The organism is Mycobacterium mantenii (genome assembly GCF_010731775.1).
In the GTDB taxonomy this organism is placed as follows: Bacteria; Actinomycetota; Actinomycetes; order Mycobacteriales; family Mycobacteriaceae; genus Mycobacterium; species Mycobacterium mantenii.
The window spans coordinates 4,928,768-4,952,980 of sequence record NZ_AP022590.1; the positions used below are offsets into that span (position 1 = coordinate 4,928,768).

Below are 24,213 nucleotides of genomic sequence, written 5' to 3' on the forward strand. Positions count from 1 at the left end.
GAATGAGCAGTTCCTTGGAGCCCACCGCCGAACAGTTCGCGGCCCTGGCCGCGCGGCCCGGCGACGCGCCGGTCGTGATGGTCAACCTGTTGAAGTTCAAAACCCCGGGTGGGGTGGAGTCTTACCGGCGTTACGGGCGTGAGGTCGCACCGCACCTCCAGCGCGTAGGTGCCACCGTCCGGTACATGGGGACCGCACCGGCATTCGTCATAGGCGATGGTGAACAGCCATGGTGGGACGCGATTCTCGTTGTCGAGTATCCGACGCCCCAGGCGTTCATCGACATGGTGAGCACCGCTGAGTACGCGGAGGTTCACCAACACCGCGCCGTTGGGTTGGAGCGCGGGGACCTGATCGCGACGTCGGTATGGTCGGTCGCGGTCGACTGACTCGACCTACTCAGAGTTTGTAGCCGATGATGCGCAGCAGATCGTGCCGCTCGGCCACGTCACTATCGCCTTCCACCGCAACGGGAGGCTGCCCATCGATCACGCCTACGATGCCGCGACCGCGCGGGGACACCGCAACAATGACATCGACCGGATTCGCTGTGGCGCAGTAGATCCCGCAGACTTCGGGCACCGCCTTCACGGGATTGAGGACATTGACCGGAAAGCCCTCGCGCAAGAAGATCACGAAGCTATGCCCGGCCGCGATGGCCAGCGCGGCGCGTGTCGCCAATTCGACCAGATCGGCGTCGTTGCCACTGCGGCGAACCAACCGCGGTCCGGACGCCTCGCAGAAGGCCAGGCCGAACCGCAGCGACGGGCTCACTCCGGCCAGCGCCTCGTGCAGGTCTTCGACCGTCTTGATGAAGTGCGCCTGGCCGATGACCACGTTGACATCTTCCGGCTTGTCAACGGCCACCACTTCCCATGTCAGCGATGTTGTCGTCACCAACCCATGCTGCCACTCGGCCACGGCCCAAAAGCTAAAGGCTTTCGTCCCTTATGCCGGGCCGAAAGGCATCTTCAACGGAAGCGATCTTCAACCCAAAAGCGGTAACCGGCGCTCGCGGCCCAGCCGGTCCAGAGCGGTTTGCATCACCGCGCGCACATGGGCGTCGACCTGGTGAACATCGGCGTCCTTGCCGAACTGCGCGGCGACGTCGATCGGCGGCAGAATCTGATAGACGACCTTGGCGGGTAGCGGGATGTTGGCGGGGAAGAACACCGTCAACCCGAAGGGGATGCCGATGGTAACCGGCAGGATCTCGATCCGGAACCGCTTGAGCCCCAACCGTTTCGCCAGCAAGTTGCCCCGGGTGACGAAGAGCTGGGTTTCTTGGCCCCCGATCGAGACGGCGGGCACAATCGGCACGTCGGCCTTGATCGCGGTGCTGACGTATCCGGTCCGGCCACCGAAATCGACGACGGTCTGCCTCAGGGTCGGCCGGAACGCGTCATAGTCCCCGCCCGGGAAGGCCAGCACGATCGCGTCCGAACGCAACGCTGCGGCAGCGTTCTCCCGGGTGGCGTGAATGACACCGAGCCGGCTTAGCGCTGCGCGGAACGGTGTGAAGAACACCCCGTAGTGGGCCAGGGTGAACAACGGGCGGTCATAGCCGAACCTGCGGTAGAGCGCGGGGGCGAGCACGTTCCAGTCGGGCGTCAGTACACCGCCGGAATGGTTGGACACCAACAGGGCGCCGCCGTTCGGCGGGAAGGTGTCCAAGCCCCTTACCTCCGACCGAAACCATCTCCGGATGACAGGCGTGACCAGATTGATCATCAGCTCGGTGAAGACGGGATCCCATCTGGCCAGCTCAAGCTGGTCGGCCTCGGTGCCGTTCATGACTGCCCTGCGCTGTCTTCAGGTGGAACATCTGATCAGCAGTATCTGCGATTGCGCACCGGCCGGCTGCCAGTCAATCCAACCCGAGGACCAATGGCCGTCGTGGAGGGTCAAAAGACCCGCCCTAACACCCGCCCGGAGTCGATAGCGTCTTCTCTTCTACGGCACCCTGTCGGTAGGGGAGAGAGCGATGAACGCCCTACCCATTCTCATCGAGGAATGCGCTTCGCACGCGTGCGGCGCGGGGCCGCAAAGTTTTTCCACCGCAACCACTTTGACAACAAACCGAGCCGGTAAGGAGTGCAGCCATGACCGTATTGATGACCGGGTTTCCCGGCTTTCTCGGTAGCGCGTTGCTGCCAGGCATTCTCAAGCGCACTGGGGATTCGGCAATCTGTCTGGTGCAACGGAAATTCGGCGTACCGGCTCAGCGACGCGTGGCGGAGCTGAGCTCTGCGGAACCCTTCCTCGAGGGGCGGATTCAGCTGGTCGAAGGCGACATCACCCAGCCCGGTCTCGGCATCGGCGCGGACACCCTCGCCGAAGTCACCGAGGCGTGGCACCTGGCCGCCGCATATGACTTGGCGGTTCCCCGCGACGTGGCGGTTCGGGTCAATGTCAACGGCACCCGAAACGTCCTGGACGTTCTCCAGCGCTGTCCCTCCCTGACGCGTCTGCACTACTTCAGCACCTGCTACGTCAGCGGGCGCTATGCCGGCCCGTTCAGCGAGGACGCCCTCGAAGTCGGGGCTCCGTTCAACAACCATTACGAAGAGACCAAGCACCTCGCGGAGGCGGACGTGCGCTGGCACATGTCCGCGGGCATGCCCGCGACGATCTATCGCCCGTCGATTGTCGTCGGCGACAGCCGCACCGGACAGACACAAAAATTCGACGGACCCTACTTCGTCATGCAGTGGCTGCTGCGACAGCCTCGGCACGCGGTCCTCCCGATGGTCGGTGACCCCACGATGACGCGCGTCAACGTGGTCCCCCGCGACTTCATCGTCGACGCGGTCGGATATTTGAGCGGCCTGCCCGTTTCCGAGGGGCGCACCTATCAGCTGGCGGATCCGCGTCCGCTCACGGTCGATGAGATGGCGGATACGTTGGCCCAGGCGACGGGCCGCGAACTCGTCAAGATTCCGCTGCCCCGGAAATTGACGAAAGCCTCACTGGCGCATGTGCCGGGGCTCTACCGCTGGATGCGGATCCCTCCCGAAGCCGTCGATTACTTCGCCCAACCCACCTTCTACTCGACCGATCATTGCCGAGCCGACCTCGCCGGCAGTGGGATCGAGCCGCCCGCATTCCGCAGCTATGTGGATCGGCTCGTGGATTACATGCGCAGCCATCCCGACACCGGTTCGGCGGCGATGTTCTGACGAGCGCCATCGCCCCGGCGTCAGTCGCGGTCTAATGGGTGGATGGAACTGATGATGCCCACCGACGCGATCTTTCTCCTGGGAGAATCCCGCGAACATCCCATGCACGTCGGCGGCTTGCAGTTGTTCGAGCCCCCGCCGGGCGCAGGCCGCGGTTTCGTGCGTGAGCTCTACAAGAGTCTGGCCTCCCAGCGGGATTTCCAGCCCACGTTTCGCAAGCATCCCGCGAGCTTTGTCGGCGGAATCGCAAACCTGGGCTGGACATACGACGACGACGTCGACATCGACTACCATGTCCGGCGTTCGGCGCTGCCGTCGCCCAAACGGGTCCGTGAATTGCTCGAGTTGACGTCGCGGTGGCACAGCAGCCTGCTGGATCGTCACCGACCGTTGTGGGAGACGCACATAGTCGAAGGCCTGAAGGACGGCCGCTTCGCCATCTACACCAAAGTTCACCACGCACTGATCGACGGCGTCTCCGCGCAAAAGCTGATGCAGCGCGCGTTGTCCACCGATCCCGACGACTCCGAGATCCACGCCCCGTGGACCCTGCACAAACCCAAGCGCACAAGCAGCCCGTCGTCTCCGTTGAGCTCATTGGCGCGAGCGGCGGGAGCCATTGCGGCGCTTGCCCCCTCGACTTTAGGCCTGGCGCGTGCCGCGCTACTCGAACAGCAACTGACGCTGCCATTCAGGGCGCCGAAAACCATGCTGAACGTCAAGATCGGCGGCGCTCGCCGCTGCGCCGCGCAGTCCTGGTCGCTGGACCGCATCAAGAGCGTGAAGAAGGCGGCGGGTGTCACGGTGAACGACGTCGTCCTGGCGATGTGCTCGGGCGCCCTGCGTTACTACCTGATCGAGCAAGACGCGCTGCCGGACACGCCGCTGATCGCGATGGTCCCGGTCAGCCTGCGCACCGAGGAAGAGGCCGACGCGGGCGGCAACCTGGTCGGCGCCATCCTGTGCAACCTCGCTACCGATATCGATGACCCCGCGCAGCGCCTGCTGACCATCAGCGAATCGATGCGCAGCAACAAGAAGGTGTTCTCGGAGTTGCCGCGGTTCCAGGCCCTGGCGCTGTCCGCCGTCAATACGTCAGCGTTGGCGTTGGCGGCGGTCCCGGGCTGGGTGGCATCGACGTCACCCCCGTTCAACATCATCATTTCGAACGTGCCGGGACCGACGCAGCCGATCTATTACGGGGGCGCCCGGCTCGACGGCAACTACCCGCTGTCCATCGCGCTGGACGGCCAGGCGCTGAACATCACGCTGGCCACCAACGCCGGCAATCTGGACTTCGGTCTGGTGGGGTGCCGGCGCAGCGTGCCGCACCTGCAGCGCCTGCTCGCGCACCTGGAATCCTCGCTGAAGGACCTGGAACACGCTGTGGGAGAATAAAAATCAATGCCAAAGTTGAGCGCGGGTGTGCTGTTGTACCGGACCTGCGATGGCGTTGTCGAGGTCTTGATCGCGCATCCGGGTGGGCCGTTCTGGGCCCGCAAGGACGACGGCGCGTGGTCGATCCCGAAAGGTGAGTACGCCGACGGTGAGGATGTGTGGGCGGCCGCGCAGCGTGAGTTCTCCGAGGAGCTGGGACTATCGGTGCCGGCGGGGCCGCGCATCGACCTTGGTCAGCTGAAACAATCCGGCGGCAAGGTGGTGACCGCCTTCGCCGTGCGGAGCGACCTCGACGTTACTGATGCGCGCAGCAACACGTTTGAACTGGAGTGGCCAAAAAATTCGGGCACGCTGCGGGAGTTCCCCGAGGTCGACCGGGTGGGCTGGTTCGTGGTGGCAACCGCGCGCGTCAAGCTACTGAAGGGACAGCACGGCTTTCTCGATCGATTGATGACCGATCCGGGCTTGGCCGGGCTATCGGAAGGGAACTGACATGCAAACAGTGCGGACACCCGACGACCGGTTCGACGCTATACCCAATTTCCCTTACACCCCAAGGTATTGCGAGGTACCCGACGATGAAGGCGGTGCGCTCCGGGTGGCCTGGGTCCAGGACGGACCGGAAAACGCTGATCCCATCCTGATGCTGCACGGCGAGCCGTCATGGTCATATCTGTACCGCAAGATGATCCCGACACTGGTCGCCGCCGGTCATCGAGTCGTCTGCCCCGACCTGGTTGGGTTTGGCCGTTCGGACAAGCCGACCCGCCGCGAAGACCACACCTACGCCCGCCATGTCGAGTGGATGCGGGCGGTGGCTTTCGATGTGCTGGACCTGCGCAGGGTCACCCTGGTGTGCCAGGACTGGGGCGGGCTGATCGGATTGCGGCTTGCCGCAGAGCATCCCGAACGGTTCGCCCGGTTGGTCGTCGCCAACACCGGGTTGCCCAATGGCGAGCAGCCCATGGCCGACGTCTGGTGGCGATTCCGTGAGGCCATCACGTCGGCGCCGACGCTGAACATCGGAGCCTTCGTGCAGGGAGGTTGTCGCCGGCCGATGAGCGAGCAGGAACGTGCGGGCTACGACGCGCCGTTCCCCGCGGACGACTACTGCGCGGGGCCGCGCGCCATGCCCGGCCTGGTGCCCACGTCACCGGATGATCCGGCCGCGGCGGCCAATAAGACCGCGTGGATTAAGCTTTCGGTGAGCCCGACCCCCATGCTGGTCGCATTCAGCGACAGCGACCCGATCACCGGGCCGATGGCGGCCATCTTCCAGCGCGAGATGCGCGGCGCACAGGGAATCGAGCACCCGGTGATCCGCGACGCGGGGCATTTCCTGCAGGAGGACGCGGGGGAGGAACTGGCCGGTCACATCGTGGCGTTCTTACGCCGCTGACCAAGGGGTCGCCCGGCGGCGGGCACACTATTGGGATGACGACCGCACCTGCCGAGCCCGCGACGCCCGACGAATTGTTGTTGCGCTTGTTGGACCCGGAAGTCCGCGCCGATCCCTACCCGCTGTTCACTCACTTTCGCGAACGCGGATCGTTCGCCGTGCCGGCGGGCAACCTTGCGGTCTTCTCGACCTACCGTGACTGTGACGAAGCCTTGCGCCACCCGTCGTCGAGCAGCGACCGGCTCAAGTCGACTGCCGGCCGCGCGCAGATCGAGGCGCAGACCCGGCAGCTCATCGAGGCGGGCGCCGAGGCGCCGCCGCAAACCCCGCCGGGGTTCTTGTTTCAGGACCCGCCGGACCACACCCGGCTGCGCAAACTGGTCAGCAAGGCGTTCGCACCGAAGGTGGTGAACGCGCTGCAACCCGACCTCACCGCGCTGGTTCACGGGTTGCTCGACGGGATCGCCGAAAAGGGGCGGTTCGAGGTCGTCGAAGACCTCGCCTATCCACTGCCGGTGGCGGTCATTTGCCGACTGCTGGGCGTACCCCTCGAGGACGAGCCGCAATTCAGCCGGGTATCCGCGCTGCTGGCCCAATCACTGGACCCGTTCGTCGCATTCACCGGAACGCCCTCGGACAACCTGAAAGAGCGGATGGACGCCGGGATGTGGCTGCGGGCGTACCTGCACGGTCTGATCGACCGGCGACGCTCGCGCCCCGGCGACGATCTCATGTCCGGACTGATCGCCGTGGAAGAGTCGGGTGACCAGCTGACCGCGGAGGAGATCGTCTCCACCTGCGTCCTGCTGCTGGTCGCCGGTCACGAGACCACGGTGAACCTGATCGGCAACGCGGTCCTGGCGATGCTGCGCCAACCGTCGCAATGGACCGCGCTCGGCGCCGACGCCAGCCGTGTCCCCGCGGTCATCGAGGAGACCCTGCGTTACGACCCGCCGGTGCAAATGATCGCCCGAACTGCGGGCAACGACATGACAATTGGGGGCATCGACGTGCCCGCGGGCGACATCATGATGCTGCTGACCGCCGCCGCCCAGCGCGATCCCGCCGCATACGACGATCCCGACGTTTTCGATCCGGATCGAAAGGGCATGCGGCACTTAGGATTCGGTCGCGGAGTGCATTACTGCCTGGGCGCGCCACTGGCCCGGCTGGAGGCCGGTGTGGCCCTGTCGGCGGTGACGGCCCGTTTCCCGAACGCCCGGCTGGACAGTGAGCCGCAGTACAAGGCCAATGTCACGCTGCGCGGCCTGTCGCAGCTCATAGTGACGGTCTAGCCCCGTAGCGGTAGCGTCAGTGATTGCGGGCTGGGCTGTCGACGGTGATCGCCACCCCGAGCGCTCGGCAACGCCCCAGCGGCGCTGTGACGGGAGGCGACCATGAAGCGGTGCATCGTCGGAGGATTGGCGGCCCTGCTGATGTCCACGGGGCTGATCGCCGGGTCGCCGCCGGCCGGCGCCGGCTGCCAGTACGGAGGGCCCGTTCTAAGCAAGTGCGACGGGCCCGTCCAGCCTGACGGCACCTGGCAGCGTTGCGTGGCGGTCACCCGGTTGGTTCCCAACGGCGCCAGTTCCTATCTCGTGCCCGACAACCACTGCGGCCTGATGGGTCCCGGCCAGAACCCGGATCTCGGCTTCGCCGACCCACCGACGCACATCGACGGCTGAGCGGGAAGGCGGCGACTAGCCAGCGCCAAGTCCCGGCACGATGTCGCCGAGGCTGAAAGTCACCGGCTGTTCCAGCTGTTCGTAGGTGCATGAGCGCGGGTCGCGGTCCGGACGCCAGCGATTGAACTGCGCGGTATGACGAAACCGCCGACCCTCCATGTGGTCGTAGCGGACCTCGACCACCCGCTCGGGCCGCAGCGGCACGAACGAGAGATCCTTACCGGCATTCCAGCGCGAGTATTCGTTCTTACGAGGCGTCCGCTCGCCGGCCTCATGCGCGGCCCAATTCCACGGGTGACCCTCGAAATCGGTGACGAGGGACTGTAATTCGTCGAACAGCCGCCGGCGCTCGGACATGGGAAACGCGCCAATCACACCGACCGACGCGAGCTGGCCATCGTCCTGGTAGAGGCCCAGCAACAGCGAACCGATCGCGTCGGCACCGGACTTGTGCACCCGGTAGCCGGCGACCACACAGTCGGCGGTCCGCTCGTGCTTGATCTTGAACATGATCCGCTTGTCCGGCTGATAGGTGATGTCCAGCGGCTTGGCGATCACGCCATCGAGGCCGGCTCCCTCGAATTCGCCGAACCAGCGCTGCGCGGTATCCAGATCGGTCGTCGCCGGCGTGGCATGGATCGACGGGCCCGAGCCCGCTAAAGCGTCGAGAAGGGCAGCACGCCGCTCGCTGAAGGGCCGCCGCGTGTAGTCGTCGTCGCCGAGGGCGAGCAAGTCGAACGCGATGAAGGACGCCGGTGTGGTCTCGGCGAGCATCCGTACCCGCGAGTCGGCCGGATGAATGCGTTGCTGCAGCGCCTCGAAATCCAGCCCGTGGTCGGTGGCGATGACGATCTCGCCGTCGATCACGCAACGCTCCGGCAGCTCGGCCCTGGCCGCCGCCACCAGCTCGGGGAAATAGCGCGTCATCGGCCGTTCATTGCGACTGCCCAGCTCGACCTCGTCGTGATCGCGGAAACAGATCGACCTGAAACCGTCCCACTTGGGTTCATAGGACGAATCAGGGGGGATCGTGCGTACCGACTTGGCCAGCATCGGCGACACCGGCGGCATGACAGGGAGGTCCATAGCCTGATTGTGCTGGAATCGGAAGCATGGGTGCTGCAGAAGAGCTCGACGTCGACGGCATTGCCGTGCGCCTGACAAGTCCGGACAAGGTGTATTTCCCCAAACTGGGATCGAAAGGTACCAAGCGGACTCTGGTGGACTACTACCGAGCAGTCGCGGGCGGTCCGATGCTCGACGCACTGCGCGACCGCCCCACCCACCTGCAGCGCTTCCCGGACGGCATCGACGGCGAGGAGATCTACCAGAAGCGGATTCCTCAGCACCATCCCGACTATTTGCAGACGTGTCGGGTGACGTTTCCATCGGGGCGGACCGCCGACGCGCTGAAGGTCACCCACCCTTCGGCGATCGTGTGGGCCGCGCAGATGGGCACGGTCACCTTGCACCCGTGGCAGGTGCGCTGCCCGGATACCGACCATCCCGACGAATTGCGGATCGATCTGGATCCGCAGCCCGGTGTCGCCTTCGAGCAGGCGCGCACCGTCGCGGTCGACGTGCTGCGGCCGCTGCTCGACGAGCTCGGTTTGGTGGGGTATCCGAAGACGTCGGGCGGCCGCGGGATTCACGTCTTTCTGCGGATCGCCACCGATTGGGATTTCACCGAGGTGCGCCGCGCCGGCATCGCGCTGGCTCGCGAGACAGAGCGGCGCGCACCCGAGGCGGTCACGACGTCGTGGTGGAAGGAGGAGCGTGGCGAGCGCATCTTCATCGATTTCAATCAGAATGCCCGGGACCGCACCATGGCGTCGGCCTACTCGGTGCGGAACACGCCGATCGCGACGGTGTCGATGCCACTGACATGGGACGAGCTGGCCGGCGCCGAACCGGACGACTACACCATGGCGACCGTGCCCGACCTGGTACGGCAGCGCGAAGATCCCTGGGCCGCAATGGATGACGTGGCGCAGTCGATCGCACCGTTGCTGGAAATGGCTGCGGCCGACGAAGAGCGCGGCCTGGGCGACATGCCGTATCCGCCGAACTACCCGAAAATGCCCGGTGAGCCCAAACGCGTTCAGCCCAGCCGGGATCGAGATCTCAAGAACCAACCAAACTAGCTGAAACGTGTGGAGTCATCGAGGGGATCGGCACCGAAAACCGCTCTCGGCCCGCGATTATCCCTCTCACGTCGATGGGGCGCCGTGCCCAGGTGAGGACCCCAACGTATCACTCGGCGCACCCGTGCGGCAGTGGTGATTCTTCCTGCCGCGCAGTGGCTTAGGGCGATTTGTCATAGTGACACCGGGGGCAATGCTCTAACCCCGGAATTGCCAACGGGATTCATCCGCATGATTTCCCCGCCCGAACCGCCGAGGCATCGGAGCCAACCGCTTTCAGCGCTTTCACTGAGGCGATTAGCTTACCGCTGATCCGGGCAAACGCCAGCAGGTATTTCGCGACGGGCGTGCGCACGGCCCGAGGACTGCGCACGCCCTCGCATTGCCCGTGTGCCGGCGATGTTGGATAGCCGGAACAGAGCCGACTGGATCGGCAAAAGCTCTGTTAACCAGACGTTTTCACGCCAGGAACACTTGACGGTTGCCGTCACGGCATCGGCCGCTACGTCGGCACGCAGGGGCCTAACGCCGTGCGAAAAGCTTGCACCCAATGCCAATCAAACGAGCTACTCAATAGCCTCGAAGATGAGCCGTACCGAGTAATGAGTGGAACCCGTGCCGGTTGCCCGGCAGACCTACATCGTGCAGGTCAGGTTGGGTCCGCAGTCAATGGTGATCGGCGTTGTGCAGCCGGAAGCCGTGATGGCGGTGAAGGTGAGGAGTAAACCGAGAACTACTTTGTATTTCAAACCAGACATGACCACTCCGTTCTTGGGAGAAATCTGACGCCCGAGGGAAGTGATATTACGCGTCGACAACTCGGCAAGCTATGGAAATGGAGTAAATTTCATTCAAATACGTCACCTGACTGAAAGTCGGCAGAGAACGATCGTGGATTTTGAATCCTCGTGACTGAGTGTTCCCGGAAATCTTTGCGGGCAAATCGAGTCCTACTGCGCCGCAGGGCGGGTAATCGGCGCATTCACCGCGCGATGTCTACTCGCGCGGACGTGGAATATGGTGGGAATGACATACAAAAAATCGGCTGAAGAGGATTTAAATCTGTTCTGCTGGCCTGAACCAAACTTCGGGTACGGAATCCATTTTTTACCCTAACTGCAAGTACGGGGTGGACGTTCTGGTTGGACTGCAGGGCCGCGAGGGCCGCTAATGAGACCGGCAAAAGTAGGCTCAGTGGCTATGTCGGTGGCAGCGCGGGTGTGCTCCACGGTATTTGCGTTGCTGCTGTTCCCAATTCCCGGGGCCGGGGCGGCCGGTGCGGAGCCTGCACCCGTCACGACTCGGCCCGACGAAAGAATGGTGGGGTGGGACACCTACCGTCGCTTGGACCGGTTGCCCTATTTGAACCCCGGCTCGCAGACCCTGCAGGTCTCGAGTTTTGATCGCAGCGGCGGCGACTTCGACATTTCCACCGGCAATCGCAACGGCAGCGGCGGGTGCCTGGCGGCAGGGGGTGCCGGCTGTGTCATCGCGGAGGATCACGGTGCCGGAGAAATCGATTCGATCTGGCTGACCCGCGACGGCGGCAATGTTCGCGCCGTCGGAAACATCCGCATCGAGCTGGACGGGCAGACCGTAGTAGACACACCGTTGCAATCGTTGGTCGACGGCAAGCGCGGGGCCCCGTTCGTGTGGCCGCTGGTGGCCAATGCCGCTCAGACGCCGGGAGGCGACTACATCAAAGTGCCGATGCCTTATCAGCGGTCGATGCGGGTCAGCGTCGCATCCCATTTGGAGTACTACCACGTGGATTATCGGCAGTTTCCCAACGCCGACGGGGTGAACACGTTCTCGCCAACCGATCCCGCACTCGATGTGCTGGAGACGCTCGGCTCCGCCGGCACGGTTGACCCCAAACCGGCCGCGGCCGGTGCGACGCACAGCAAGCGGGTCATCGACCTAACCGCCGGCGAGGAACGGATCATCGCCGAATCGACTGGCTCGGCGAGCATCTCGGCGTTGCGGCTGCGGCTGCCCGAACCGGCGGCCCGACAGTTGACCGGGTTGCGGCTGCGGATCGATTTCGACGGCCGAACCCTGGTCGACTCCCCGCTGGGGGAATTCTTCGGCGCCGGACTGGGCGCCAACACCGTGCGATCGCTGATGTTCGCGAGCATCCCGGCACCCGATGGGTCTCTGGTGTTATGCGATTGGTGGCCAATGCCTTTCGCGCACTCGACCCGCGTCACACTGGTCAACGCGAGCACCGAAGAAGTGTCGGGGATAGACAGCGACGTCGCCACCACACCCGACGCCCAGTGGGCGCCCGCACTCACCAGCGGACGTGCAGGGTACTTCACCGCACGCTCGCATGCCGGACCGACGGCCCCCGGTCAGGACTGGTTGTTCGCTGACGAACAGGGACGCGGGAAATTCGTCGGTGTCAGTCAAACCATTCACGGCCATCGAACCAAAACGGCGTTCAGTGACGATGCCCCTTACTTTCTCGAGGGCGCCGAGCGGGTCTATGCCGACGGCGCCGCGTCGCCGCAGTGGTACGGCACCGGCACCGAGGACCTGTACGAGGGTGGCTGGTACTTCAAGAACGGCACGCACTTCAGCGACCCACTCAACGGCCAACCCGATCAACGCACGGCCACGGGCGGATGCGCCGACTATTGCGTCGCCGTCTACCGGATCATGCTGGCCGACGCGATCGGCTATCACTCCGCGCTGCGATTCGGCATCGAGCACGGCAAACGGAACATGGTCCAACCCGACTACAGCTCAACCGCTTTCCTCTATACACAGCCAGATGCCGGCGTCACCGGTGGCGACGACGTCAACCCCACCGATGCCGTCAATCGAGCGCTGCACGGCTACGCCGACTCCGATGGAATCGATCAACTACTGGTCAGCGAGTACGAGGGCACCCGGGACACCCTGCCCGTCGTCGGCTCGGTCCGTACCGCCCAGGGCGCGATCATCTTTCACGTCCAGATCGATCCGGACAATCACGGCATCGTGCTGCGCCGCACATCGGATCAAGCGACCGGCTTCCAATCGGCCGACGTGGCGGTGGATGGCGTGCCCACGGGGAACTGGCTTCAACCGCGCAGCAATCCGTTTCACCGGTGGCTGGACGACAGCTACCTGGTGCCGCAGTCGGCGACCGCCGGTAAAGCGCAGGTGACGGTCAGCCTGACGCCTACCGCCGACTCACCGCCCTGGACAGCCAGCCGCTACCACGTCGACACACTGACGGGGTCCTCTGACTAGGGAGCCATTGGTGGCCAGCCCGACAAGCGCACCGGCCAACCCACCGGCGGGCGCCATCAGCGAAGGCCCGGCGAGCAAAAGAGAGCCGAACGTGACACCGACGATGAGCAACGCCTGGTGCATGGGCGTCCAGGAGGCCACCGAGCGCAGCCGGAATGACAATCCGATGCCGAGCAGCAGCGCCACCACGTGGCCGACGGCGGTGAAATCCGCGGCGGCGGCCGCTACCACCGCGGTACCCAGCCACCAGCCCGCCCAGACGCCGCGCCAGCGCGCCGGGATCGCCGCCGTGAGCGCGCCGAGCACGCAAACCGCGCCGTAACTGATTCCCACGTCACTGGCGCGGGCGACCGAGACCGGCAGCATCTCCGTTTCGATGGCGGCGACCAGTCCTACCGCGACGATCAGCGTGGCGCCGATATGGCCGACGGCGAAGGTGACGAGCAGTCCCCTGCCGGACCACATGAGCTCACCCAGGGCCAGCAGGCAGACCAGCCCCGGCAGCCAGAAGAACAGATCACCGCCGTCGTTGACGAACGCGCTCCCGATCAGGGTGCCCAGCTGTCCCCGCCCGAGGTTGTGGATGTTGGTGCTCATTCGGGTTACGGCGACCGCGTGTGCGTGCGGCCCCAGCGCGGCGAGGATGAGATAGATGACGAGCAAAAGGACCGCGTAGGTAGCCGTGACTCGAACCGACGACGCGCCGGGCACGGTCCGCAGCTGAGCCCAGCGCAGTGTGCCGTCCCGGACCGCGGCTTCAGGCGGCATGGTTCGCCGGCAGCTCGAAGGGCGTCATAGCTCTACGGTGCTGGTCGGGCGGGTGGCGTGCCTCGTTCTTAACGAAGCCTTCACACCCGTGCGAGAAATCTTCACGGATGCGGGCGGCCCGTGACCTCTACTTAAAGAGCGGCGACCGCGGCGACGGTGGTCACGATGGCCGAAGCGTGGTTGGGCATGTTCACCTCGAGGGCGGCGCGCATCTCGGTGTCCGAGTAGTCGGCGGTGGCGTCCCAGACCACTGTGACGTCATAACCGAGCTCGGCGGCGAACCGAACCGTCGCCTCGACGCACGTATGCGTGATCAAACCCATGACGATGACCCGCTCGATCCCATGGCGTTTGAGTTGCAGGTCCAAGTCGGTGTTGGCGAAACCGCTGGAACTTCAATGTTGTGAGCGACGATGTCGCCCGGTCGTGGCTCGAACCCGGCACGGATCTCACCACCCCAGGTGCCGTATTCGAAGGTCTTGCGCGACCAGGCCGCCCGCTGGACCGGCGCGACGTATTTCCACGTCTCATAGTCGCCCGGCCGGTAGCGACGATGCAGCGCATAAAAGACGCGCAGGTTCGCACCGCGGGCGGCGTCCAGCACCTGCTTCATGTGGGTAACGCAGTCGTTGCTCTCGATGACGCCTTGCAACCGATCCCACACTTTCCCGCCGGGAGAAATGAAATCGTTGTAGGGATCGATCAGCGGAAGCCCCGGTCGCCGCCTTGTCATACGCCACCGGAGCATCATCTCTCGGTTGCCCTCCTGCGCTCTTGACGGACTCGTCGGGATGCTGCTAGACATGGCCTGCGCCACACTTTTGGGCGATCGCCCAATGTCGATTGGGTGGAGGATGCCATGGGTCGGATGGACGGCAAGGTCGCCTTCGTGACCGGTGCGGCACGGGGGCAGGGCAGAAGTCACGCCGTCCGGCTCGCGCAGGAGGGCGCCGACATCATCGCGGTTGACATCTGCCGCGGATTCGAGGGATCCCCGGCTCCCGCTGCCACGCCGGAAGACCTCGACGTCACCGCCGGCATGGTCAAGGACGCGGGCGCTCGCGTCGTCACCGCCGAAGTCGACGTGCGTGAGTACGACGCGTTGAAGGCGGCGGTCGACAGCGGCGTCGAACAGCTGGGACGGCTGGACGTCATCGTCGCCAACGCGGGCATCGGCACGATGACCGGCAAGCTACACAAGACCGACGAGGCGCTGTGGCAGGAGATGATCGACGTCAACCTCAGTGGGGTGTGGAAGACGGTCAAAGCCGGTGTCCCACAAATGCTGGACGGGGACCGCGGCGGTTCGCTCATCTTGACATCGTCGGTCGCGGGCAGGAAGGCCTACTTACACACCGGTCACTACACGTCGGCCAAGCACGGGGTGATCGGGCTGATGCGCGCGTTCGCAGTTGAATTGGGCCACAAGATGATCCGGGTCAATGCCGTGTTGCCAACCCATGTGAACACGCCACTGCTGATCAACGAAGGCACCTTTCATGCTTTCCGCCCCGATCTGGAGAACCCCGGGCCGGACGACCTCGCGCCGATCTGCCAAACCTTCCACACGCTCCCCATCCCGTGGGTCACCGCACAGGACATCAGCAACGCCGTGCTGTTCCTTGCGTCCGACGAAGCCCGATACATCACCGGTGTTGCGCTGCCGGTGGATGCCGGCAGCTGCCTGAAGTAAGGAAAGCATCGATGACCGTCACCAACGACACCGACGTCTACTACGACCCCTACGACGTCAACATCAATGCGAACCCCTATCCGATTTACGCGCGGCTGCGCGAAGAGGCGCCGATCTACTACAACGAGCGTTACGATTTCTGGGCCTTGTCAAGGCATTCCGACGTCGAGCGCGGGCTGGCCAACTGGGAGACCTTCTCCAACAGGCGAAGCGACATCCTTGAGCTCATCCAGTCGAAATTCGACATGCCCGGCGGTGTCATGATGTTTCAGGATCCGCCCGAACACTCAATGCTGCGTGGCCTGATGTCGCGGGTGTTCACCCCCCGCCGGATGGCCGCTCTCGAGGACCAGATTCGGCAATACTGCGTGCGGTGCCTGGACCCCCTCGTCGGCTCCGGCGGGTTCGACATCATCGCCGAACTCGCCTCGATGATGCCGATGCGGGTGATCGGGATGTTGTTGGGAATCCCCGAGTCCGCACAGGTCTCGGTACGCGACGCGAACGACGCCAACCTGCGCACCAAGCCCGGGGCGCCGTTGAAGGTCGCCAACGCCGACTCCATCGCCGACGGCCGGATCTACGCCGACTACGTCGAATGGCGCTCCAAGAACCCGTCGGACGACCTGATGACCACACTGCTCAACGTCGAATTCGACGACGAGAACGGCGTGCACCGCAAGCTGACCCGCAAAGAGGTGCTGCATTACACGCAGGTGGTCGCCGGGGCGGGCAACGAGACCACCGGCCGGTTGATCGGCTGGCTGGCCAAGGTGCTCGCCGAGCATCCCGACCAGCGCCGCGAGGTCTACGAGGACCGGTCACTGTTGACCCGTACCGTCGACGAGACATTGCGATTCGAACCCACCGGCCCGCACGTCGCGCGTTGGATGGCAAAGGATTTCGAGTGCTACGGCACGACCGTCCCGGCGGGTAGCGCGATGCTGCTGCTGTTCGGCGCCGCCAACCGCGATCCCCGTCGCTACACCGATCCGGACACCTACAACATCCGTCGCGACAACATCTCGCACATCACCTTCGGAAAGGGTGTGCACTACTGCCTGGGTGCCAACCTGGCGCGCCTCGAGGGCCGCGTCGCGCTGGACGAGATCCTCAACCGGTGGCCCGAATGGGACATCGATTACGACACCGCGCAATTGGCGTCCACATCGACCGTCCGCGGCTGGGAGCGGCTGCGCGTCGTGTTGCCCTGAGCGGCGTGTCAGGTGCTCCGGCGACTCTTCGGCGTGGGCATCTCGAACCGGTCCAGGAAGCGGTTGACCAACGCGACGGCCTCGTCGTGCCCACCGTGGGTACCAAGTCCCTGCTCGAGGATCAGGGTGCGGCCGATGGAGGCGATGACGACGGCGAGGGCGGCGGGCGGGAATTCGTCCGTATCGAGCTCGTGTTCGCGAACGATGAAGTTCAGTGCGGTGATCTGCTGTTCGCGCCAGCGTTCCGACCACGCCGAGATCTCGGCCCGAATCTCCTTGCGATGGTTGGCGAGTCCCATGAACTCCAGCAGCAGCCGGGTGTCCTTCGGCTCGGTGAGCGTGGCCCAGAACGCGTGCAGTGGCCGGTCGGAGGCCAACGCCTTTTGCTGGCGTTCCAGGTAGATCGCGGCGCCGCGGCGAAAGACGGCCAGATACAGGTCATCCATCGTGGGAAAGTAGTAGTGCACCAACGCCGGCTTGACCCCGGCCTTGGCCGCGACGCGGCGCGACGTGGCCGCGGCATAGCCTTCCTCGAGCATGATCTGACTCGTCGCGGCCACCAGCATGTCGCGCGTCGTGGAGTTGCGCGCCTTCGGTCGCTGGGATGCGGTCACAGTGTGGTCATATCACACGGCCGGTTCGGCGACCATGTCGAAGAACGCGGCACCGGAATCCGGGATGCGGTTCTGCTTGAACACGTTGACGGCATAGGAGACCAGGATCATCGAATACAGCAGGTGCAGCAGCCTGGTCGCGTCGTCCGGTAAAGCGTTGATGTCGAGCTCATTCAGGTAGGCGATCGCTTGCTCCGCCCTGGGGGCGATGGCGTCGTAAAACTCGACGAGTTCGTCGTAGGGCTTCGACAGCCGCGCCTCGTAGCGTTGCGCCCGGGCCGGCAGCGCCCAATCGGCGGCGAACGGTTCGAGGTCGGCGAACCCGTCGGGCAGTGTCATGAGCGTCGCTCCTCAGCATCGCTTCGCTCTGCATCGTCGCCGACGGGGGTCATGACGACTCCCCGGCCCGGTAGGCATCCACCGTGTCGCGGATGACGGTGTGGAACTGACGGATCAGCAATTCCTGGTCGCTGAGGTGGAAGGTGTTCTGCGCGCGGGTCTTCAGGGCCGAATGCGTGGCCTCGATCGTGTTGACGTCCTGCATCGCGAATTCGATCGTGCTGTCGACCACCAGTTCCTGCGCGAGGCGTTCGGCGGCGTTGGCCGGCGGCACAAAGTACATGTCGATCTCGTAGATGTGCGAGTCGACGGTTTCGGGCCAATAGGTGTAGGTGATGTAGTACCCCCGCGCCCAGATCTGGATCGAAATGTTTGGGAAGGCCCAGAACTGGTCGTTGCCCCACGAGGCGATGTTTCCGCGGTTGAGGAAGTCCGGTTGCGGTCCCTCGAAGCCCAAGTCGGGCACATCGTCGGGCCCGAACAACCCGGCGCGGAACAGCTTGTAGACCCAGCGCTGGTCTTGGCGGGCCGGTCCCGCGGTGCCCGGCTCGCGCGGCGGTAGCGGCGGCGGCCCCGGTACCGAGGTGAGCATGTGCGGCCTGAACAGTTCGTAGTGATACGAGTCGACCGGCGGCACCATCTTCTCGGCCTTCGAGACATCGGGGTCGATGAAGCGGCCGTGCACATACGGCGGGTGATACCACTCGCAGACCGAGTCGACGGCCAGCTTCCAGTTCCCGTTGATGCGGGTGGAAAACCCGTAATGCTGAGTCATCTTCTCGAAGGGGTAAGCCTCGATGCCCAGCAGCCCGTCACCGAGGAAACCGCGCAACGGCACGGCGACCCCGTCCTTTTCCGAGGCGAGGTTGACGAAGATGAAACCCGCCCAGACCTCGCAGTGCACCGGCGGCATCCGCAGTGCGCTCTTGTCGAGGTCGAAAAACTCGCCCTCATTGGTGATGTGGTTGACCTTGCCGTCCAAGCCGTAGCGCCAACCGTGGTACTTGCACGCGAACGCGCGACAGGTGCCCGACGATTCCCGACCCGGGTGCTCCTGCCAGACAACCTTGTTGCCGCGGTGCGCGCACACATTGTGGAAGGCGTGCACGGTGTCATCCCGGTCGCGAGCGATCACAATCGAGGCGAGGCGTCCGGGCAGATCGCGGGTGAAGTACGAGCCCTTGCGGGGGAGGCGTTCAATACGTCCAATGCACAACCAGTTTCGCTCGAAGACCGCCTTGCGCTCGGCGATGAAGAACTCCTCAGAGATCGAGTCCTCGTAGCTGACGGGCGCGGTCCCGAGTTCGGGATAGTCGGTGGTGAACTTGCCCCGCCCGGTCGACAGGCGCTGCTGGATGCCGGTCATGATCGGACTCCGTCGTTTATCGGTGTCGACCAAGGCTCCGCGTCCCAGGCCCGGTCCAGCGGTGCCATCTCGCCGCCGAACGGGAAGAAGGCGCGCTGCGCGTAGGTTTCCCGGGCCAGGCCGTGGCCGAGCTCGTCGAGGAAGGCTCGCTTGAGCGGGTTGGTGAACAGCTGGCGCGAATAGCGCAGCGTCAGGGGTGGGCGCTTGACCAGTTCGCGGGCGAGTCCCCAAGCCCTATCCAGCAATCGGTCCTTGGGCAGCACCTCATTGACCACGCCCCACTCCTTGGCCTCCTGCGCGCCGAGCTTCATGCCGGTCAACAGAAAGTAGCGGGCACGGGTGTGGCCGGCCAAGAAGCTCCAGATCACGTGCTGGCCGTCGCCGGGCACCTGGCCGCGCGGAAAATGCGAGGCATCCTGGAAGTAGGCGTCTTCGGAGGCCAGGACGATATCGCCGAGCAACGGCACCTCGGAGTGCATGTTGCAGGGCCCGTTCACGGCGCTGATCATCGGCACGTCGACATCGAGCACATTGGTGATCAAATGACGCGCATACCAAGCTTTTTCGTCGAGCTTCAGCAATCCTCGGGTGCCGGGCATGAGGAGATAGTCGGGTTTTTCGACGGGGTCCCCATTGGGCAGGCGTCCCCAGTTGGCGTTGTAGTTCTCGCCGGTTCCGGTGTGGATGAGCACCTTGATCTCGCGGTCGCCCGCGATGTCGGCGAACACGTCCGACATCTGGTCGTGTGCCCGCCAGTCCCACACCAGGGAGCCGCCGTTGGTGTGGCACTGCATGAGCAGGATGCCGTCGTCGGAGAGCTCGAGCCGGTAATTTGCGTACCGATCGTGATATTCGCTGTATCTGGTTCGCTTTGCCATTGAGCCGTCTCATTCCCGAGAAACTGTCAGCGAGCTGGTTTGAGCGATCGCCCAAACCGGGTAGCTGACATGCTTGCACCTCCGGTTGCGGTGGTCAAGGTTCACCGGCCGTGCAGGCGGGTTACCACTGGCGCGAAGGATTCGATCTGTCCCTGCTGCACTGTGACGTAGTTGACGCCGAGGGTTTCCCGCCGCGAATGCAGCGTCTCGACAACGCATTCCGCCGAGCCGATCAGCACATTCGGGTGGTCGCGCAACAGGTCTGCCGCGATGCCCGTCGACCTCGCCAGCCCCGCCAGCACGGTCTCGGGATCGTCGGTGATCTCCGTGAAGTACGGGGAGCTTTCGACGTCGAGACTGCCGTAGCGCTCACCGGCGGCGGCCCGCACGAAACCGATCCGGCGCTCCGCCACCGCCTGTGGGGCCAGGCCCTCGGCGTCATGTGCCACAAACGGCACGCTCGAGATGCTGACGATGTCGGCCTCACGCCCGGCCAGCGTGAGAACGCGCCGGCCACCCCCGCCGATCATGATCGGCGGATGGGGTTGCTGCACCGGCCGTGGCCGCCCCGCATATCCGTGCACGTCAACGAACTCGCCTGAGTAGTCCAGTTCCCCGCCCCGCCAATGGGCCTTGATGAGCGAGACCACCTCGGCCAGCTTGACGATTCGCCGACCCGGCCGGTCGAACTCCAGCCCCATCGCGGCGTACTCCACTCCGCTCCAACCGGCGCCGATGCCGAATTCGAGACGGCCGTCCGAGAGCAGATCGAGTGTCGCGGCTTCCTTGGCCAGCACCGCGGGCACGTGGTAGTCGATGCAGAAGACCCGGCAACCGATGCGCAAGGTCTCGGTCCAGGCGGCCGCCGCCGCCATCGCCGCAATGGGTGCCAGGTCTTGGCGCGGGGTGCGCGCCTCGCGCTGCGCGGGTCCCGGGCCCAGGTAGTGATCCGCGAGGAAAAGCGTTGAGTACCCGAGGTCTTCGACCCGACGAACCGTGTCGCGCCACGCGCGTGACCCGGCGGCATTGGTGGCCTGCACTCCGAAACGGAACGGGGGTCTGTCCATCCACGGACCCTAAGCAGGGCGCCTGAGCGGAATCAAGGCGAAATCGCCCACCTCGCGCTTGACCGTGGCCGAGGCCGGGTGATAGGCATGTGAAGCCGATTATTTGGGCGGTCGCTCAGGAAAGCTGGGGTGGTGCGCGCGTGAAGACGGCGGTCGTGACCGGTGGCGCCTCGGGGATCGGCCGTGCCGTCGCCGAGCGATTACGCAGCGACGGTTCTCGGGTGGCCGTCGTCGATCTGTCGCCCACCGATGACGGCTTCGGCTATGTCGCCGACGTGACTGACCGCGCCCAGGTCGATACCGCGGTAGCCGCGATCCGCGCGGCGTACGGACCGATTCTGGTGCTGGTCAATGCGGCAGGCGTGGAGGGCTTCAAGAAGTTCTCGGACATGTCCTTCGAGGACTGGTCCAAGGTGATCGATGTGAACCTGAACGGTGTCTTCCACACCGTTCAAGCCGTGCTGCCCGACATGGTCGAGGCCGGATGGGGTCGCATCGTCAACATCTCGTCGTCCAGCACCCACTCCGGGCAGCCGTTCATGGCCCACTACGTGGCCGCGAAGTCCGCAGTGAACGGCCTGACCAAATCACTGGCCCTCGAATACGGACCGGCCGGAATCACCGTCAATGCGGTTCCGCCGGGGTTCGTCGACACGCCGATGCTGCGCAGTGCCGAGCGGCGGCACCTGCTCGGTGGCATGGTCGAGGATCACATTCAGCGCACCCCGGTGCGCCGGGTGGGCAAGCCGGAGGACATCGCCGCGGCATGCGCCTTTTTTGTGTCCGAGGAAGCCGGTTACATCACCGGCCAGATACTTGGAGTCAACGGCGGTCGCAATACCTGACCGGGCTCAACCCGCAGAGCCCCAAGGAGATTGATGTACGAGAGAGAGATCAGCTCTTCATCGATGTGGAGTGGAGGCGATCCATGGCCAGCCTGGCAACAGCGGCCAGGTGTGCAATGCGCTCAGCCGGATCCTGGTGCCAGAGACGCGCAAGGACGCGCACTTTCGGCGTCAACGAGGGCTACATTATGGATCCGGCGGCACCGTTCGGCGGCGTCAAGAACAGCGGGTACGGCCGCGAACTCGGTACCGAGGGAATCGACAGTTACACGGTGAGCCAATCCATTTCGGCCGGTGCCGCAACGAACTGATCAGAGGCGGCTCAGGACACGTTGACAGTGCGGAAAGTTGCGCGTTTCGGGTGCGCCGGCCGGCTTCTCGCCGCCGCCGTCAACTCCTTATAGGCCCGCAGCGTGTGGCGGGCCAGTTGCGTTGTGTCAGCGATGGCTGCGGCGTTTGCGACGAAGCCGAAGTCCACGCTGCCGTGGTAGGACGCCAGCGTCGCGTTGAGCCCGATCGAGGCGGCGAGCGCGGAGACCGGGTAGATGCCGAGCAGGCGCGCACCGTTGAGATACCGGGTCTCCTTGGCGCCCACCACGTTGGAGATGACGAGGTTGCACGCCGGGTGCCCGATGCGGTCCAGGTGTGTTGAGGCGCCCAAGCCCGCGAGCGCGAGGAGGCCGACCGCGTAGGTCATCGCCGCCTCGTTCGACATGTCGCCGACTTCCCGCTTGGCAGCGGCAACCGAGTGCACCACCTGGTGGATCCGCTCCGGCATGCTCGCGCCGGGCTCGCCGAGTCGTACGAACATCGCCGACACCCGGGTGCCGATCGTCATGTCGTCGGCGGCGCGCAATGAGACCGGGCACATCGCGATGAACGGGTGCGCGACGGCGCGGCCGGTTTCGCGCAGGTATGCGTGCAACCCCGCGTCGATGATGGTGGCTGCAACGTCGTTGAGGGTCGCCCCGAAGTGGCGGCCGGTCTCGCACATCTCATCGAGCGGCAGCGCGAGCGTCGCGAAGCTTCGCCCGATTTTGAGCGGATCATTGGTGGGCGCATGCTGCGCCGTGAACGGGAGGCTGCCCTCCAGATGCGATCCGACAAGACCGGCGACCACCTTGCGCAGTGCGCCGAACGAAACCTGGTTGAGCGCCCCGACCTGCGTGATGGCCCCGCGGATGGAGTCGACGATCCGCTCCCCGAGCGGCGTCGACGGGTGCGGTGCGGGTGCCGGAGCGCCGAGCGCGAAGGCGGGCTTGGGGATGGTGTGCTGATCGGACTTGTCTAGGCCCGCGTATAGCAGCTTCAGGCCCGATTCACCGTCGATGATCGAGTGATGAGTCTTGGTGTAGATCGCGAACATTCGGTCCGGCACCCCGTCGATCAGCCAGCAGCGAAACAGTGGCCGGTCGCGATCGAGTTGCGGCTCGTGCAGATCGGCGACGAGCCGCAACAGGTCTTCGTACGAGGCTCCGGCGGGGAGCGCCAGGTGTCCGACGTGGTAGTGCGGGTCCCAGCTCGTGACCTCTCGGAAATGGGGCGCGCCGCGACCGAGGATCTCCGGCACGTAGTTGAACGGTGGCACCGGCTCGCACGCCCGGTACGTCTCGACGATCTCGCGGACGATCGGCCTGCGGCCGGCCGGCTTTTTGAACAACAACATCGCGCCGACATGCGTCGTGCCGGCCGGTGATTCGATCAGCAGCCATGAAAGATCAAGCGGCGGAATTGGTTTGGTCATAGCGAATCTCCAATCCGAAGTCTCGTTGACCGACAGAGGAGATGGGTGCTCGAAAACTCCGGGCCGTTACGGAGATGGTCGCTCCGCAGATCCGGGGCGACGAGGGCATTAGGACCCTGCCGCGGCAGTCGTAAGTCCTCGGCGAGAAGAATCCGCGGGCTGGTAAATCCGGGTGATCGACGCGATGATTGGGAACCTGGCGATTTGGGAATGGATGGGGCAACCATCCACAGATAAGGAACACGCGTGGCCCCCAGCTTCAAGGACGTTATTCAGTCCAAGTACTTGCTGTTGACGACATTCACCAAGGACGGCCGTCCGAAGCCGACACCGATCTGGGGCGTGCCCGACGGCGACGACACGTTGTTGGTGGTCACCGACGACGGGTCGTGGAAAACCAAGCGCATCAACAACACTCCCAGGGTGACGATCGCCAAGAGCGGGGCGCTGGGCAAGCCCAAGGGCGAAGAGGTCGAAGCCGTCGCCCGGGTGCTACCGAAGTCCGAGACGCGGCGGGTCTACAACGCCGTCCTCCAGCGGTACTGGTATCACGCGCCGTGGTTCTACGTGCATTCGATCGTCCGCGGCGGCATCGACAAGGTGCACGTCGGATTGGAGATCAAACCCGCCGCGTAAGGCG

The 24,213-nt window shown here is 64.8% G+C and carries 26 protein-coding genes and 1 pseudogene; 15 read left to right on the forward strand and 12 right to left on the reverse strand.

The window, feature by feature from the left end; all coding sequences use genetic code 11:
* Positions 1 to 2 precede the first annotated feature (2 nt).
* A complete protein-coding gene (locus G6N50_RS22490) occupies positions 3 to 389 on the forward strand; it encodes a DUF1330 domain-containing protein (protein ID WP_083095601.1) in 387 nt (128 codons plus the stop codon).
* A gap of 10 nt (positions 390 to 399) precedes the next feature.
* On the opposite strand, the gene G6N50_RS22495 is transcribed toward G6N50_RS22490, so the two are convergent.
* Both G6N50_RS22495 and G6N50_RS22500 read right to left on the reverse strand, forming a co-directional pair.
* Positions 400 to 897 (reverse strand): adenosine-specific kinase, encoded by a 498-nt coding sequence (locus G6N50_RS22495; RefSeq protein WP_083095636.1) that lies wholly within the window; start codon positions 895 to 897, stop codon positions 400 to 402.
* A 90-nt stretch (positions 898 to 987) separates the two neighbouring features.
* The gene (locus G6N50_RS22500; protein ID WP_083095600.1) at positions 988 to 1,794 is read right to left on the reverse strand and encodes a 1-acyl-sn-glycerol-3-phosphate acyltransferase; all 807 of its coding nucleotides are present in this window, start codon (positions 1,792 to 1,794) and stop codon (positions 988 to 990) included.
* Positions 1,795 to 2,102: 308 nt separating this feature from the next.
* Between G6N50_RS22500 and G6N50_RS22505 the strand changes: the two genes are divergently transcribed.
* The 6 genes from G6N50_RS22505 to G6N50_RS22530 all read left to right on the forward strand — a co-directional run bounded on the left by G6N50_RS22505 (position 2,103) and on the right by G6N50_RS22530 (position 7,661).
* Positions 2,103 to 3,179 carry an SDR family oxidoreductase gene (locus tag G6N50_RS22505; protein WP_083095599.1) on the forward strand — a complete coding sequence of 359 codons (1,077 nt, stop codon included), beginning with the start codon at positions 2,103 to 2,105 and terminating at the stop codon, positions 3,177 to 3,179.
* A gap of 42 nt (positions 3,180 to 3,221) precedes the next feature.
* Positions 3,222 to 4,577 carry a WS/DGAT/MGAT family O-acyltransferase gene (locus G6N50_RS22510; RefSeq protein ID WP_083095598.1) on the forward strand — a complete coding sequence of 452 codons (1,356 nt, stop codon included), beginning with the start codon at positions 3,222 to 3,224 and terminating at the stop codon, positions 4,575 to 4,577.
* Between the two features lie 6 nt (positions 4,578 to 4,583).
* Positions 4,584 to 5,069: an NUDIX domain-containing protein gene (locus tag G6N50_RS22515; protein WP_083095597.1), complete on the forward strand. Its 486-nt coding sequence runs from the start codon at positions 4,584 to 4,586 to the stop codon at positions 5,067 to 5,069.
* A 1-nt stretch (position 5,070) separates the two neighbouring features.
* Positions 5,071 to 5,976, forward strand: coding sequence for a haloalkane dehalogenase (locus G6N50_RS22520; protein WP_083095596.1), 906 nt, complete (start codon positions 5,071 to 5,073; stop codon positions 5,974 to 5,976).
* Between the two features lie 35 nt (positions 5,977 to 6,011).
* Positions 6,012 to 7,271 (forward strand): cytochrome P450, encoded by a 1,260-nt coding sequence (locus G6N50_RS22525; protein WP_083095595.1) that lies wholly within the window; start codon positions 6,012 to 6,014, stop codon positions 7,269 to 7,271.
* A 102-nt stretch (positions 7,272 to 7,373) separates the two neighbouring features.
* A complete protein-coding gene (locus G6N50_RS22530; protein ID WP_083095594.1) occupies positions 7,374 to 7,661 on the forward strand; it encodes a CDGP domain-containing protein in 288 nt (95 codons plus the stop codon).
* A 15-nt stretch (positions 7,662 to 7,676) separates the two neighbouring features.
* On the opposite strand, the gene G6N50_RS22535 is transcribed toward G6N50_RS22530, so the two are convergent.
* The gene (locus G6N50_RS22535; protein WP_083095593.1) at positions 7,677 to 8,747 is read right to left on the reverse strand and encodes an ATP-dependent DNA ligase; all 1,071 of its coding nucleotides are present in this window, start codon (positions 8,745 to 8,747) and stop codon (positions 7,677 to 7,679) included.
* Between the two features lie 26 nt (positions 8,748 to 8,773).
* Here G6N50_RS22535 and ligD point away from each other — a divergent pair, with 26 nt between their 5' ends.
* From ligD to G6N50_RS22550, 3 genes are all read left to right on the forward strand, one after another.
* Positions 8,774 to 9,805 carry a non-homologous end-joining DNA ligase gene (gene ligD / locus G6N50_RS22540; protein WP_083095592.1) on the forward strand — a complete coding sequence of 344 codons (1,032 nt, stop codon included), beginning with the start codon at positions 8,774 to 8,776 and terminating at the stop codon, positions 9,803 to 9,805.
* Positions 9,806 to 10,411: 606 nt separating this feature from the next.
* The gene (locus G6N50_RS22545; RefSeq protein ID WP_142275586.1) at positions 10,412 to 10,591 is read left to right on the forward strand and encodes a hypothetical protein; all 180 of its coding nucleotides are present in this window, start codon (positions 10,412 to 10,414) and stop codon (positions 10,589 to 10,591) included.
* Between the two features lie 414 nt (positions 10,592 to 11,005).
* On the forward strand, positions 11,006 to 13,045 hold the full coding sequence (locus tag G6N50_RS22550; RefSeq protein ID WP_083095591.1) for a glycoside hydrolase family 172 protein: 2,040 nt from the start codon (positions 11,006 to 11,008) through the stop codon (positions 13,043 to 13,045).
* Here G6N50_RS22550 and G6N50_RS22555 read toward each other — a convergent pair.
* The 3 genes from G6N50_RS22555 to G6N50_RS29785 all read right to left on the reverse strand — a co-directional run bounded on the left by G6N50_RS22555 (position 12,986) and on the right by G6N50_RS29785 (position 14,564).
* Positions 12,986 to 13,813 (reverse strand): rhomboid-like protein, encoded by an 828-nt coding sequence (locus tag G6N50_RS22555; protein ID WP_083095590.1) that lies wholly within the window; start codon positions 13,811 to 13,813, stop codon positions 12,986 to 12,988. The genes G6N50_RS22550 and G6N50_RS22555 overlap by 60 nt on opposite strands.
* A 131-nt stretch (positions 13,814 to 13,944) precedes the next feature.
* Complete coding sequence (locus tag G6N50_RS29780) at positions 13,945 to 14,181, reverse strand: cysteine hydrolase family protein (protein WP_264028720.1); 237 nt, start codon at positions 14,179 to 14,181, stop codon at positions 13,945 to 13,947.
* Complete coding sequence (locus G6N50_RS29785; protein WP_264028719.1) at positions 14,127 to 14,564, reverse strand: cysteine hydrolase family protein; 438 nt, start codon at positions 14,562 to 14,564, stop codon at positions 14,127 to 14,129. Before G6N50_RS29785 ends, G6N50_RS29780 begins: the two co-directional genes overlap by 55 nt.
* A gap of 108 nt (positions 14,565 to 14,672) precedes the next feature.
* On the opposite strand from G6N50_RS29785, the gene G6N50_RS22565 reads away from it, so the two are divergent.
* Positions 14,673 to 15,506: a mycofactocin-coupled SDR family oxidoreductase gene (locus tag G6N50_RS22565; RefSeq protein WP_083095635.1), complete on the forward strand. Its 834-nt coding sequence runs from the start codon at positions 14,673 to 14,675 to the stop codon at positions 15,504 to 15,506.
* A gap of 11 nt (positions 15,507 to 15,517) precedes the next feature.
* Entirely contained in the window at positions 15,518 to 16,720 is a 1,203-nt protein-coding gene (locus G6N50_RS22570) for a cytochrome P450 (RefSeq protein WP_083095589.1), read from the forward strand.
* 8 nt (positions 16,721 to 16,728) lie between these two features.
* On the opposite strand, the gene G6N50_RS22575 is transcribed toward G6N50_RS22570, so the two are convergent.
* From G6N50_RS22575 to G6N50_RS22595, 5 genes are all read right to left on the reverse strand, one after another.
* Positions 16,729 to 17,286 carry a TetR/AcrR family transcriptional regulator gene (locus G6N50_RS22575; RefSeq protein ID WP_067834319.1) on the reverse strand — a complete coding sequence of 186 codons (558 nt, stop codon included), beginning with the start codon at positions 17,284 to 17,286 and terminating at the stop codon, positions 16,729 to 16,731.
* Between the two features lie 60 nt (positions 17,287 to 17,346).
* Entirely contained in the window at positions 17,347 to 17,673 is a 327-nt protein-coding gene (locus tag G6N50_RS22580) for a hypothetical protein (protein WP_083095588.1), read from the reverse strand.
* Positions 17,674 to 17,722: 49 nt separating this feature from the next.
* A complete protein-coding gene (locus G6N50_RS22585; RefSeq protein ID WP_083095587.1) occupies positions 17,723 to 19,039 on the reverse strand; it encodes an aromatic ring-hydroxylating oxygenase subunit alpha in 1,317 nt (438 codons plus the stop codon).
* On the reverse strand, positions 19,036 to 19,917 hold the full coding sequence (locus G6N50_RS22590; protein ID WP_083095586.1) for an enoyl-CoA hydratase/isomerase family protein: 882 nt from the start codon (positions 19,915 to 19,917) through the stop codon (positions 19,036 to 19,038). The genes G6N50_RS22585 and G6N50_RS22590 overlap by 4 nt, the downstream gene beginning before the upstream one ends.
* A 101-nt stretch (positions 19,918 to 20,018) precedes the next feature.
* Positions 20,019 to 20,984 carry a TIGR03621 family F420-dependent LLM class oxidoreductase gene (locus G6N50_RS22595; RefSeq protein WP_083095585.1) on the reverse strand — a complete coding sequence of 322 codons (966 nt, stop codon included), beginning with the start codon at positions 20,982 to 20,984 and terminating at the stop codon, positions 20,019 to 20,021.
* Positions 20,985 to 21,124: 140 nt separating this feature from the next.
* Between G6N50_RS22595 and G6N50_RS22600 the strand changes: the two genes are divergently transcribed.
* Positions 21,125 to 21,829 (forward strand): SDR family NAD(P)-dependent oxidoreductase, encoded by a 705-nt coding sequence (locus tag G6N50_RS22600; RefSeq protein ID WP_083095584.1) that lies wholly within the window; start codon positions 21,125 to 21,127, stop codon positions 21,827 to 21,829.
* Positions 21,830 to 21,975: 146 nt separating this feature from the next.
* Positions 21,976 to 22,140, forward strand: a pseudogene (locus tag G6N50_RS22605) (aldehyde dehydrogenase family protein); the annotation flags it as partial.
* Between the two features lie 11 nt (positions 22,141 to 22,151).
* Here G6N50_RS22605 and G6N50_RS22610 read toward each other — a convergent pair.
* The gene (locus G6N50_RS22610; RefSeq protein ID WP_083095582.1) at positions 22,152 to 23,573 is read right to left on the reverse strand and encodes a wax ester/triacylglycerol synthase family O-acyltransferase; all 1,422 of its coding nucleotides are present in this window, start codon (positions 23,571 to 23,573) and stop codon (positions 22,152 to 22,154) included.
* A gap of 246 nt (positions 23,574 to 23,819) precedes the next feature.
* Between G6N50_RS22610 and G6N50_RS22615 the strand changes: the two genes are divergently transcribed.
* Complete coding sequence (locus G6N50_RS22615; protein ID WP_083095581.1) at positions 23,820 to 24,209, forward strand: PPOX class F420-dependent oxidoreductase; 390 nt, start codon at positions 23,820 to 23,822, stop codon at positions 24,207 to 24,209.
* The last annotated feature ends 4 nt before the right edge of the window (positions 24,210 to 24,213 follow it).

Bases quoted from the DNA above. Each gene is read 5' to 3' on its own strand.
- G6N50_RS22570 (WP_083095589.1), top strand. From the start codon at position 15,518: ATGACCGTCACCAACGACACCGACGTCTACTACGACCCCTACGACGTC.
- G6N50_RS22595 (WP_083095585.1), bottom strand. From the start codon at position 20,984: ATGGACAGACCCCCGTTCCGTTTCGGAGTGCAGGCCACCAATGCCGCC.
- G6N50_RS29785 (WP_264028719.1), bottom strand. From the start codon at position 14,564: ATGATGCTCCGGTGGCGTATGACAAGGCGGCGACCGGGGCTTCCGCTG.
- G6N50_RS22515 (WP_083095597.1), top strand. From the start codon at position 4,584: ATGCCAAAGTTGAGCGCGGGTGTGCTGTTGTACCGGACCTGCGATGGC.
- G6N50_RS22555 (WP_083095590.1), bottom strand. From the start codon at position 13,813: ATGCCGCCTGAAGCCGCGGTCCGGGACGGCACACTGCGCTGGGCTCAG.
- G6N50_RS22610 (WP_083095582.1), bottom strand. From the start codon at position 23,573: ATGACCAAACCAATTCCGCCGCTTGATCTTTCATGGCTGCTGATCGAA.
- G6N50_RS22525 (WP_083095595.1), top strand. From the start codon at position 6,012: ATGACGACCGCACCTGCCGAGCCCGCGACGCCCGACGAATTGTTGTTG.
- G6N50_RS22550 (WP_083095591.1), top strand. From the start codon at position 11,006: ATGTCGGTGGCAGCGCGGGTGTGCTCCACGGTATTTGCGTTGCTGCTG.
- G6N50_RS22565 (WP_083095635.1), top strand. From the start codon at position 14,673: ATGGGTCGGATGGACGGCAAGGTCGCCTTCGTGACCGGTGCGGCACGG.
- G6N50_RS22530 (WP_083095594.1), top strand. From the start codon at position 7,374: ATGAAGCGGTGCATCGTCGGAGGATTGGCGGCCCTGCTGATGTCCACG.
- G6N50_RS22580 (WP_083095588.1), bottom strand. From the start codon at position 17,673: ATGACACTGCCCGACGGGTTCGCCGACCTCGAACCGTTCGCCGCCGAT.
- G6N50_RS22575 (WP_067834319.1), bottom strand. From the start codon at position 17,286: ATGCTGGTGGCCGCGACGAGTCAGATCATGCTCGAGGAAGGCTATGCC.
- G6N50_RS22520 (WP_083095596.1), top strand. From the start codon at position 5,071: ATGCAAACAGTGCGGACACCCGACGACCGGTTCGACGCTATACCCAAT.
- G6N50_RS22590 (WP_083095586.1), bottom strand. From the start codon at position 19,917: ATGGCAAAGCGAACCAGATACAGCGAATATCACGATCGGTACGCAAAT.
- G6N50_RS22505 (WP_083095599.1), top strand. From the start codon at position 2,103: ATGACCGTATTGATGACCGGGTTTCCCGGCTTTCTCGGTAGCGCGTTG.
- ligD (WP_083095592.1), top strand. From the start codon at position 8,774: ATGGGTGCTGCAGAAGAGCTCGACGTCGACGGCATTGCCGTGCGCCTG.
- G6N50_RS22585 (WP_083095587.1), bottom strand. From the start codon at position 19,039: ATGACCGGCATCCAGCAGCGCCTGTCGACCGGGCGGGGCAAGTTCACC.
- G6N50_RS22500 (WP_083095600.1), bottom strand. From the start codon at position 1,794: ATGAACGGCACCGAGGCCGACCAGCTTGAGCTGGCCAGATGGGATCCC.
- G6N50_RS22535 (WP_083095593.1), bottom strand. From the start codon at position 8,747: ATGGACCTCCCTGTCATGCCGCCGGTGTCGCCGATGCTGGCCAAGTCG.
- G6N50_RS22510 (WP_083095598.1), top strand. From the start codon at position 3,222: ATGGAACTGATGATGCCCACCGACGCGATCTTTCTCCTGGGAGAATCC.
- G6N50_RS22490 (WP_083095601.1), top strand. From the start codon at position 3: ATGAGCAGTTCCTTGGAGCCCACCGCCGAACAGTTCGCGGCCCTGGCC.